The sequence below is a fragment of the Actinocrinis puniceicyclus genome (assembly GCF_018283645.1).
GTDB lineage: Bacteria > Actinomycetota > Actinomycetes > Streptomycetales > Catenulisporaceae > Actinocrinis > Actinocrinis puniceicyclus.
The window spans coordinates 1-1,013 of record NZ_JAGSXH010000343.1; the positions used below are offsets into that span (position 1 = coordinate 1).

2 protein-coding genes are annotated in these 1,013 nt (G+C 71.9%); both read left to right on the top strand.

Annotated features, from left to right (window positions below; all coding sequences use genetic code 11):
- On the top strand, nucleotides 1–453 hold a 453-nt coding region (locus tag KGA66_RS29200; protein ID WP_211472852.1), incomplete at its 5' end, for a LytR C-terminal domain-containing protein.
- Between the two features lie 193 nt (nucleotides 454–646).
- Nucleotides 647–964, top strand: a complete 318-nt coding sequence (locus KGA66_RS29205) for a hypothetical protein (RefSeq protein ID WP_211472854.1) — start codon at nucleotides 647–649, stop codon at nucleotides 962–964.
- Nucleotides 965–1,013: the final 49 nt, after the last annotated feature.

Genomic DNA, 1,013 nt, shown 5'->3' on the forward strand with positions numbered 1-1,013 from the left:
CCGGTGGACAAGGCCGCAGTCCGCGCGATGATCCGCAACGGCACCGGCGTCGCCGGCCGGGCCGCAGTGATCAAGAATGCGCTGCAGGGCGCCGGATTCACCGGATCACTGCTCGCCGTGGGCAACGCCCCGCCCACCACGGCCACCGCGCTCTACTACCCCTCCACCCGCGCGGACTCGGCCGCCGCGGTGGCCGCGGCGCTGGGCATCCCCTCCACCGCGATGCACCGGTCCGACAGCTACTCCGAGGTGACCGTGGTCATCGGTGCGGACTGGACCAGCGCAACCACCTACCGCGGTTCGAACCGGACCACGGCGGGCGCAGGCAGCTCCGGCGCGCCGACGTCTGCCGCGCCGTCCACCGCAGTGGCCTCCTCGCCGCCGAGCAGTTCGCTCCTGATCCACGGCGACAACGCGAAAGCGTGCATGTACGTGCCCTCCCCCGAGTGGTGACGACACGCGCCGCGCTCCCGCTCGCCTCGGCGCATCGCGCACACACACCGCAGTGGTACTGCTAGCTGATCCGCACCACTGGCCCGCCCGCGGCGCAGACAGACTCCTGATGACCAGGTACCCGTCCGTCCTGCCCTCCGCTGTCCATCTACACTCTTGTAGAAGTTCGGCACTCGACCCGTGGGCGCAGCCCGTGAACGGCAACGACCGCGAGCCCCCCGGCCGACCTGCTCACCGCGCTCGGCGGATTCTCGGCAGGCTGCCGGTCACCGAGACGGTCAAGGCCACCCGCGCCGCCGCCGAGGCCACCGGCGCCGTGTTGCGCCAAGGCCAAGTGCTGCTCGACCTGTATGCCGAAAACGCCCGCCTGCGCGAGGCCCCGGCCGCGGCCGACGCCCGCGAGCGCGCCGAACACCACCGCGCGCAGATCGCCGAAGCCCGGGCTGAACGGCTACGCCAGGCCGTGCGCCTGCTCACCGAGCCCTGCCCGGCGAGCGAGAACCCGTCCTAAATCAGCCCTCTGTCGGGTTGGTCACCATGAGAACCCGCACATCCCGGTC